Origin of the sequence: Afipia sp. OHSU_II-C1 (assembly GCF_000497575.1) — a bacterium.
GTDB lineage: Bacteria > Pseudomonadota > Alphaproteobacteria > Rhizobiales > Xanthobacteraceae > Afipia.
Genome location: NZ_APJI01000003.1, coordinates 30,889 through 40,253, shown reverse-complemented (window position 1 = coordinate 40,253; position 9,365 = coordinate 30,889). Strand labels below are relative to the sequence as shown.

6 protein-coding genes are annotated in these 9,365 nt (G+C 62.9%); 4 read left to right on the top strand and 2 right to left on the bottom strand.

Translation table 11 applies throughout. From position 1 onward, the window contains the following. Positions 1-651: 651 nt before the first annotated feature. Positions 652-3,027, bottom strand: a complete 2,376-nt coding sequence (locus I554_RS0102035) for a xanthine dehydrogenase family protein molybdopterin-binding subunit (protein WP_024574642.1) — start codon at positions 3,025-3,027, stop codon at positions 652-654. 205 nt (positions 3,028-3,232) lie between these two features. Here I554_RS0102035 and I554_RS0102030 point away from each other — a divergent pair, with 205 nt between their 5' ends. Continuing rightward, positions 3,233-4,306 (top strand): Ppx/GppA phosphatase family protein, encoded by a 1,074-nt coding sequence (locus tag I554_RS0102030; protein ID WP_024574643.1) that lies wholly within the window; start codon positions 3,233-3,235, stop codon positions 4,304-4,306. Positions 4,307-4,393: 87 nt separating this feature from the next. Beyond that, positions 4,394-5,098 carry an RlmE family RNA methyltransferase gene (locus I554_RS0102025; protein WP_024574644.1) on the top strand — a complete coding sequence of 235 codons (705 nt, stop codon included), beginning with the start codon at positions 4,394-4,396 and terminating at the stop codon, positions 5,096-5,098. A gap of 107 nt (positions 5,099-5,205) precedes the next feature. Here I554_RS0102025 and I554_RS0102020 read toward each other — a convergent pair whose 3' ends face one another. Then, positions 5,206-6,669, bottom strand: a complete 1,464-nt coding sequence (locus tag I554_RS0102020; protein WP_024574645.1) for an MFS transporter — start codon at positions 6,667-6,669, stop codon at positions 5,206-5,208. A gap of 333 nt (positions 6,670-7,002) precedes the next feature. Between I554_RS0102020 and guaB the strand changes: the two genes are divergently transcribed. Next, complete coding sequence (gene guaB, locus I554_RS0102015) at positions 7,003-8,496, top strand: IMP dehydrogenase (RefSeq protein ID WP_024574646.1); 1,494 nt, start codon at positions 7,003-7,005, stop codon at positions 8,494-8,496. A gap of 166 nt (positions 8,497-8,662) precedes the next feature. Beyond that, on the top strand, positions 8,663-9,286 hold the full coding sequence (locus tag I554_RS0102010; RefSeq protein ID WP_024574647.1) for a hypothetical protein: 624 nt from the start codon (positions 8,663-8,665) through the stop codon (positions 9,284-9,286). The last annotated feature ends 79 nt before the right edge of the window (positions 9,287-9,365 follow it).

Below are 9,365 nucleotides of genomic sequence, written 5' to 3'. Positions count from 1 at the left end.
GCCTTGCGGCGCTCCACTGCGGCGATTTTGGGCGAGGGGACCGTACTTCCGGGTGCGGACGGGGGAGGTTACTCGACCCCTGATCCGGACGGCTTTCGCCGCCTTCGTCCGCTCCGCGTCCAGCCGGCAAACGGCAGAGCCACATAGTTGGCCCGGACGGTGACCCCAGCCTCCCGGGCGTTGTGTTTGCGAGACACACGCGCAGGCGCCGCATCCTGCTCCGCTTCAAAGCGCCCTCGAGAAGCGCCCCTCACGAACAGGACGCGCCGAACATAAGCGCGGTACGGAGCGCGGGGATACGTATCCCCATCACGAAATGTTTCGGGCTATACCAAAGCTCTCTACGTCGTCCCCGCGAAGGCGGGGACCCATACTCCCTGAGTTTTCGATTTGAGGAAGATGCTGGAGCGATCCACTTGCGATCACCACCACGCTCGGTGGCTATGGGTCCCCGCCTTCGCGGGGACGACATCGAATGTGTTGAAGCGCTCGACATTCTCCGCCGTCATTCCGGGGCGCGCGGTTTCGCGCGAACCCGGAATCCATGTTCACTCACCGGATTCCCGCATCATCATGGATTCCGGGCCTGCGCCAAGCGGCGCATCCCGGAATGACGACTGAAATATTTGAGTACGGTAGTGGAACGCCGTCTCACGCCGACTTCGCCTTGCGGCCATCCTGGATCGCGCGCCAGACTTTTTCCGACGTCAGCGGCATGTCGATGCTGGTCACGCCTTCATCCGACAGTGCATCGAGCACGGCGTTGACGATGGTCGCGAGGCTCCCGGCGCAGCCGGCTTCGCCGCAGCCCTTGGTACCGAGCGGATTCGATGTGGCGGGCGAGGGATGGCTGCCTAGCGTCATCGACGGAATATCGCCCGCGCGCGGCAACGCGTAGTCCATGAAAGAGCCTGTCACCGGCTGACCGTTGTCATCATAAGTCACGCATTCCATCAGCGCCTGACCGATGCCTTGCGCGACGCCGCCGTGAATCTGTCCGGCGACGATCATCGGATTGATCACGGTGCCGAAATCGTTGACGCCGCTGTAGCCGACGATTCGCACATTACCGGTGTCGGGATCGACCTCGACCTCTGCGACGTGACAACCGTTGGGAAACGTCGAGGGCACGCCCTTTATGGTGTGGTCGACATCGAGCGAAGCAGGCACCCCTTCAGGCATTTTCGAGTCCCGCAGCTTCGAAGCGAGTTCCATGATGCCGATGCCGCGGTCGGTGCCGGCAATCGTAAAGCGGCCGTTCGCGAATTCCATATCGCCTTCGGAGGCCTCGAGGACATGCGCGGCGGCCTGCTTGCCTTTCTCGATGACCAGCTTCGAGGATTCGACGATCGCAGCACCGCTGGCCGTGATCGAACGCGAGCCGCCGGTGCCGTTGCCGGAATGAACGATGTCGCTGTCGCCCTGCGTCAGCTTGATGGCGTCGAACGGCACGCCAAGCTGCGCCGCGAGCACCTGCGCGAACGGCGTCGCATGGCCCTGGCCGTAGTCGAGCGTGCCGGTGATGAGCCTGACCGTTCCATCCGGCTCGAACACGATCTTGCCGAGTTCGGCGCTGGGCGGGGCGGTGATCTCCAGATAAGAGCCGACGGCGATGCCGCGCAGCTTGCCGCGCTTGCGGCTTTCCTTCTTGCGTTTGGCGAAGCCCGCAACATCGGCCTGTTCGACCGCCTTCCCGAAAACGCCGGGGAAATCTCCGCTGTCGTAGGTCAGGCCGTTCGCAGCCGCGTAGGGAATCTGTGCGGGCTTGATAAAATTGCGCTTGCGGATCGCAAGGCGATCGATGCCCATCTCATCGGCGGCGCGGTCGATCAGCCGCTCCATGAAGTAGTTGGCTTCCGGGCGGCCCGCGCCGCGATAGGCGCCCATGAGCGTCGTGTTGGTCAGCACACACTTGATGTCGACGCCGATCAGCGGCATGCGATAGACGCTGTTGATGTTCTTGGCGATGTTGAGTGACAGCGGCAATGGTGCGACGCCTGTGATGTACGCGCCGAGATTGCCGTAGCCGCGCACGCGCACGCCGAGGAATGCGCCATCGGCGGCAAGCGCGAGTTCGCAATGCACGTCCTGCGCGCGGCCGTGACTGTCGGAGAGAAAGCTGGTCGAGCGCTCGTCGGTCCACTTCACCGCGCGGCCGAGTTCCCGCGCGGCATGCAGGATGCAGATATATTCGGGATAGTTCGCGTTCTTCATGCCGAACGATCCGCCAACATGGTGCGTCCGCAGATGAACCTTGTCGTTCGGCACGTTCAGGGTTTTTGCCAGCGACGTGCGGTTGCCGGCGACGCCCTGCGTCGGGATTTCGATGGTGAAGCGCTCGGTTTTTTTGTCGTAGCTGGCGAGCGCCGCGCGCGGCTCCATCGCGACCACGGCGAGGCGGGTGTTGACGATGTCGAGACGGGTGACGTGAGTTGCTCTTGCGAACGCGGCATCGAGCGCGGCGTCGTCGCCGGCATGATAATCGAGCACGACGTTGCCGGGAATGTGATCGTAGAGCAGCGGTGCGCCGGGTTTTGCGGCGTCCTCGGCGCTGGTGACCGACGGCAGCGGCTCGATGTCGACCACGACGGATTCACCGGCGTCGCGCGCCTGCGCCAGCGTTTCGGCCACGACGAAGGCAACCGGATCGCCGACAAAGCGCACCTTGTCGGTCATCAGCGGCAGGCGGTTGGTTTGCATCAATGGCGAGCCGTCGCGGCTTTTCATCGGCAGGCCGACAGTGAAAGGGTTGTATCCGGCGCTCGCGAGGTCCTTGCCGGTCCACACCCCAAGCACGCCGGGCATGGCGCGTGCCGCCTCTGTGTCGATGCCCTTGATGACGCCGTGGGCGTGGGTGCTTCGCACGATCCAGGCATAGGCCTGGCCCGGCAGGCTGATGTCGTCGGTGTAGGTTCCCTTGCCCCGCACCAGCGTATCGTCTTCCTTGCGCCGGACCGGTTGCCCGATCCCAAATTTTTGCAGTGCGATATCGTTCTCGGAGGAGACACGGGAGGGGTGATCGAGCATGAGAAATCCGCTGAAAACACGGTCTGGCGACGGAAAATCGCACTCCGGCCGTAGGGTGTGGGCTGCATGTTAAACTTAAGACGCCTGAATCGCAGCCACAATGCGTGATCGGGTATGCTGCGGTTGCGCCGGGCACGCACGCTGTTAAACTTTATTTGAACAGGATTGCCGTGGCGTGACATTCGCGCCGCAGAGATGGACTTTCATGAATGAGGACGTGCGGTTGCACGACGGTCGCGAACCGTCTGTCAGCCCGCCAGTACCGGTTTCCGAGGAGGCGCATGGCCGTGGGCAGATCCGCGTTCAGGGCGGACCTGCGGCCTATGCCGCCCTCGATCTCGGCACCAACAATTGCCGCCTGCTGATCGCGCGCGTCTCGAATGACGGGTTCCGCGTGATCGACTCGTTCTCCCGGATCATCCGGCTGGGAGAGGGCATCTCGACCACGGGCCGCATTAGCGACGCCGCCATCTCCCGCGCGGTCGGCGCTTTGAGCGTTTGCGGCGACAAGATTCGCGCCAAGGGCGCAAAGCGGCTGCGCACCATCGCCACTGAGGCCTGCCGCGCCGCCGACAACGCCGATGCGTTTCTCGACCTGATCGAGCGCGAGACCGGCATCAAGCTTGAAGTGATCGATCGCGAGACCGAGTCGACGCTGGCGGTGATCGGCTGTTCGCCGCTGCTCGATGCCAATGCGAAGGGCGCGATCCTGTTCGACATCGGCGGCGGTTCGACGGAAGTGGTGCGGATCGAGCGTCCGGCCGGCGAGCCGCATGCGCCGCCCTTGAAGGGACCGTGGATTTCACTGCCGCTCGGGGTGGTCACGCTCGCGGAGCGTTTCGGCGGCACCCATGTCAGCCGCGAATCCTACGGCGCGATGGTCGATGAAGTCGCGCAGCATCTTGCACCGTTCGCAGCCAGCCACGGCCACGATCTGTCCGGCATGCATCTGCTCGGCACCTCCGGCACGGTGACAACGGTGGCGGGTATTCATCTCGGCCTGTCGCATTACGATCGGCGCAAGGTCGACGGCTTGTGGATGGAGGATGACGAGATGGATCGCGCCATCACGCGGCTGCTCGACATGACCTATCAGGACCGCGCGCGCAATGCGTGCATCGGCGCCGAGCGGGCCGATCTCGTGCTTGCCGGTTGCGCCATCCTTGACGCGATCCGCAAGGCGTTCCCGCTGCCGCGCCTGCGCGTCGCGGACCGAGGCCTGCGTGAAGGCATGCTGGTGGAAATGATGCGGGCCGACGGCGCGATCCTGGCCTGCTAAATCCGTTCAGATTTCGTGACGGCGCGGCGGAAACGTCGTAAGGGGTGCGTGAGCGCATTTGCTCTTATTCGGATCGATCCAACTCCCATGGCGAAAGACACCACCGGACGGCTGCATGTGACGGTCAAGAGCGGCGGCAAGCGCAAGCTGTCGTCGAAACTCTGGCTGGAACGTCAGTTGAACGATCCCTACGTCACGCAGGCCAAGCGCGACGGCTTTCGCTCGCGCGCCGCGTACAAGCTGCAGGAGATCGACGACAAGCACCGCTTTCTCAAGCGAGGGCAGGTGGTGGTCGATCTCGGCGCTGCGCCCGGCGGCTGGAGCCAGATCGCGGCGAAACGCGTCGGCTCGGCGGAGGGCAAGGATAACGGGAGGGGCAAGGTTGTCGCCATCGATCTTCTCGAGATGCCGGAGCTTCCCGGCGTGACTTTCGCGCAGATGGATTTTCTCGATGAGCACGCGCCCGACAAGCTGCGCGCCATGATCGGAGGGGGCGCGGATGTCGTGATGTCGGATATGGCCGCCAACACCACAGGTCACCGCAAGACGGATCAGTTGCGCATCATCGGCCTGGTGGAGAATGCGGCGGCCTTCGCCTGCGAAATCCTCAATCCGGGCGGGACTTTTCTCGCCAAGGTCTTTCAGAGCGGCGCCGAGGCCGATCTGCTGGCGCAGCTCAAACGCGACTTCGCCACGGTGAAGCATGTGAAGCCCGCCGCCAGCCGGCAGGATTCATCCGAGCGCTATGTGCTGGCGCTGGGATTTCGGGGGACGAACACGGCTTCCGCTTAAGCGTCATTCCGGACGGCCCTGCGCAGCGGGCCGATCCGGAATCCAGAGAGTTCCTGAACGAGGGAGATATTGCTTTGCAATCGCCCCGGAATGACGTGTTCTGAAACTTACCCCAGCTTCTGGTCGCGCGCGTCGTGGGTTTGCTCCGCAGCGGCGGCTTCCGCGGCTTGCGGGGTTTCCTCCACCTGCACCCGATGGCCCGAGATTTCGTGACCGGCATCCTCGGGCAATTTCCAGAATGAGTAAGCCGACAGAGCCGACAGCACGGCGACGATCAGGAACGCGGGCCAGAAGTCGGTCGCGCTGAGTTCGACGGAATGGTTTGCTGCCATGGTCGTTTCCACCGCAAACGCGCCGACCGCGACGCCCGCTGAAATCGCAAGCTGCTGGTTGACGCTGACCAGCGTGGTCGCGCGGCTCATCTCACCGGACGTAACTTCGGCGTAGGCCATGGTGTTGATCGCGGTGAATTGCAGCGAGCGGAAGAAGCCGCCGACCACCAGAATGATCATGATCAGCAGCAATGGCGTCGATGGCGTGAACAGGGCGCAGGCGGCGAGGAAGAACGAGCTCACCACCGCGTTGATGACCATGATGTTGCGGAAGCCGAAGGTGCGGATGATCCGCGCGGCAAGTGTCTTCATACCGAGCGCGCCGACCGCGGAGGCAAATGTCACCAGACCCGACTTGAACGGCGACAGACCGAAGCCGACCTGCATCAAGAGCGGCAGCAGGAACGGCAGCGCGCCGATGCCAAGGCGGTACATGAAGCCGCCAGTCAGGCTGGCGCGCAACGTCGGATGCCTGATCAGTGTGAAATCCAGCACCGGAGATGTGGTCCGCTTGGCATGATACAGATAGAGCCCCATGCTTATCGCGCCGCCCATGATCAATCCGACGACGATTTGCCATGGCAGCAGGCCGAGACCGGCGACCGACAGCCCGAAGGCGAGACCGGCAACCCCCAATCCTGCAAGGACCAGCCCGACCACGTCAAAGCGTTCGGGATTCTCGCTCTTGATCGGGTCGATGTACTTCAGCGCCATCCAGATGCCGAGCAATCCGATCGGAATGTTGATCAGGAAGATCCAGTGCCACGAGAAGTAGGTGGTGATGAAGCCGCCGAGCGGCGGCCCGATCACAGGACCGATCAACGCGGGCACGGTGACCCATGCCATCGCGTTGACCAGCGCGCTCTTGTCGATGGAGCGCAGCAGCACCAGGCGCCCGACCGGCGTCATCATCGCTCCGCCGATGCCCTGGATGATGCGCGCGATGACGAAATCGGTGACGGACGTCGACAGGGCGCAGCCGATCGAGCCGACCATGAACACGCCGATGGCGACGCTGAACACGGCGCGCGCGCCGAAGCGGTCGGCAGTCCAGCCGCTTGCCGGAATGAAAACGGCGAGCGAGAGCAGATAAGATGTGATCGCGAGTTTCAGCGTCAGTGGACTGGTGCCGATATCGGCGGCGATGGCCGGGAGCGATGTCGCGATCACCGTCGAGTCCATGTTTTCCATGAACAGCGCGCAGGCCACGATCAGCGGTATCAGGCGTTCCTTCTGCATTTCTTCGGCTTTTTGGAAGGATTTAGGAGGCGACGGGCACGAAGGGGAATGTTTGTCCCAGATAGGCCCGTTTTGCCAGTCTGGCGGGCGATAAACTCGCGGTGCGCGGACCCGTTCCGGGAAAGGCTATTGTTAGAGGGGCTATTGCAGATGTCCCATGCGTAAAAACCTCTGATTTTCGAGCGAAATGCTTTGAAACGTCATGGGGGCGTGCTATCGACCACCGCCAACCCCATTGATGGGCTTCGATTCGAGCGACGCGTTAGCGGACCGCTCGATTTTGCACATCCTGAGGTTTTTACCGCAGCCACAGGCTGCCGAACGGAGTTGGCAATGGCAAAGCAGTTGGGTCAGGGTATCCGCGAAGCATTCACATTCGACGATGTGCTGCTGAAACCCGGTCTGTCCGACATCCTGCCGTCCGACGCCGATGTGCGAACCCATCTGACCCGCGCCATTCCGCTCAACATTCCGATCATCGCCTCGGCAATGGACACCGTCACCGAAGCTTCCATGGCGATTGCGATGGCGCAGTCCGGCGGCATCGGCGTGATCCATCGGAATTTCGAAGGCGACGGCCAGGCTGCGCAGGTCCGTCAGGTCAAGAAATACGAATCCGGGATGGTGGTGAACCCGCTCACCATCGGCCCCGACGCCAAGCTGGTCGATGCACTGACCCTGATGAAGGATCACGGCATCTCCGGCGTTCCTGTCGTCACCGGTGGCGGCAACGGCCAGCCGGGAAAGCTGGTCGGCATTCTGACCAATCGCGACGTCCGCTTCGCGACCGATCCGGAGCAGAAGGTTTCGGAACTGATGACGCATCAAAACCTCATCACGGTGAGGGAGGGCGTCAGCCAGACCGAAGCCAAGAAGATGCTGCATCAGAACCGCATCGAAAAGCTGCTGGTGGTTGATGACCAGTATCGCTGCGTCGGCCTTATCACGGTCAAGGATATGGAAAAGGCGGTGGCCTATCCGCTCGCATCAAAAGATGCACAGGGACGTTTGCGCGTCGCTGCCGCCACCACGGTCGGCGATGCCGGGTTTGCGCGCACCGAACGGCTGATCGAGGCCGGAGCCGATGTCATTGTCGTCGATACCGCGCACGGTCATTCGTCGCGTGTGCTGGAAGCGGTCAATCGCATCAAGCGGCTGTCGAATGCCGTACAGGTCATTGCCGGCAACGTCGCCACCACGGAAGCCACGCAGGCGTTGATCGATGCCGGTGCGGACGCCATCAAGGTCGGCATCGGGCCGGGCTCTATCTGCACCACGCGCATCGTTGCAGGCGTCGGCGTTCCGCAGCTCACCGCGATCATGGACTCGGTGGAGGCTGCGAAGAAGGCGAACATTCCGGTGATCGCAGACGGCGGTATCAAGTATTCCGGCGATCTTGCCAAGGCGCTCGCCGCCGGTGCGGACGTCGCGATGGTCGGCTCGCTCTTGGCCGGCACCGACGAGACGCCGGGCGAAGTGTTCCTGTGGCAGGGCCGTTCCTACAAGGCCTATCGCGGCATGGGCTCGGTGGGTGCAATGGCGCGCGGCTCCGCCGATCGCTACTTCCAGCAGGACATCAAGGATACGCTCAAGCTCGTGCCGGAAGGCATTGAAGGGCAGGTGCCTTACAAGGGGCCGGTCGCCAACGTGCTGCATCAGCTCGCCGGCGGCCTGCGCGCCGCGATGGGTTATGTGGGCGCGAAGGACATCCAGGACTTCCACGACAAGGCGGAGTTCGTCCGCATCACGGGCGCGGGTCTGCGTGAAAGCCATGTCCACGACGTTACCATTACGCGCGAAAGCCCGAACTATCCTGGCGGTAGCTAAATAAGCCCGCCTGATTTCGGCCCCATCGGCCTGTCAAAACGCGCTACACTCGTGCGGCAGTCCTGCTGCTTCGCGCATACTGGCCGCGCGTGTTTCAACGCCTCACGTCCATTGAACCGGCCGGACCGGCCGCAATGTGCCCAACATTTCAGAAAAGAAGAACATCATGGTTGACTGGACAGACGACAGGATTACCGCGCTCTCCGATCAGGATCTGAAGAACCTGCTGGTCAACGCTGAGCGCAGGTCGGTCGCGGATGTCGCCGATAAGTGCAAGGCAGAGCTTGAGAAGCGCAACGCCGCAAAGCCGCGCAAGGCATCGAAGCCGCGCTCGGAGCTAAAGGAGTTCGAGCACTCGGTGTCGGAACAGCTTGCCGAAGTCGGCAAGGAGATGGCGGCCAAATACGATCTGTCCGAGGAGACCGCGAAAGCGAGGTCGGAAGGCGTGAAAGGCTTCAAGGCGCACCGGCTGCTGGACTCGAAAGGCTACGCCAAGCTCGGCGGCATGCAGCGCGACGGATCGGTCGCCATCGAGCGCTACATTTCCTATCGCCGCGGCGACAGCACGGCGTATCTCGGGGTGTTTCTCCTCAAGGATGCACCGGCGGAAGATCACGAATTTCATGTGATCGCGCCGCAGGCATTTCTCGATGGCGGCAGGCCGGTGGCCGAAATCCGCCCGACCGCCACGGACAAGCAAAAGCAGGCGGCGGATAGCGGCCTCGCATTCAAGGACCTGACGAGCGCGGCAGCGGCGTTCGACAAGGCGCTGGCCAAGCTCACGGCCTGACGGCATCGGCCTCGCCATATAGATTCTGTTTTAAACGGGAGGAGCGGTATGGATGCCATGCCGCTCCTCTCGCGTTTGT

Coding starts and splice junctions, on each gene's coding strand:
- I554_RS0102035 (WP_024574642.1), bottom strand. CDS start 3,027: ATGCTCGATCACCCCTCCCGTGTCTCCTCCGAGAACGATATCGCACTG.
- I554_RS0102030 (WP_024574643.1), top strand. CDS start 3,233: ATGAATGAGGACGTGCGGTTGCACGACGGTCGCGAACCGTCTGTCAGC.
- I554_RS0102025 (WP_024574644.1), top strand. CDS start 4,394: ATGGCGAAAGACACCACCGGACGGCTGCATGTGACGGTCAAGAGCGGC.
- I554_RS0102020 (WP_024574645.1), bottom strand. CDS start 6,669: ATGCAGAAGGAACGCCTGATACCGCTGATCGTGGCCTGCGCGCTGTTC.
- guaB (WP_024574646.1), top strand. CDS start 7,003: ATGGCAAAGCAGTTGGGTCAGGGTATCCGCGAAGCATTCACATTCGAC.
- I554_RS0102010 (WP_024574647.1), top strand. CDS start 8,663: ATGGTTGACTGGACAGACGACAGGATTACCGCGCTCTCCGATCAGGAT.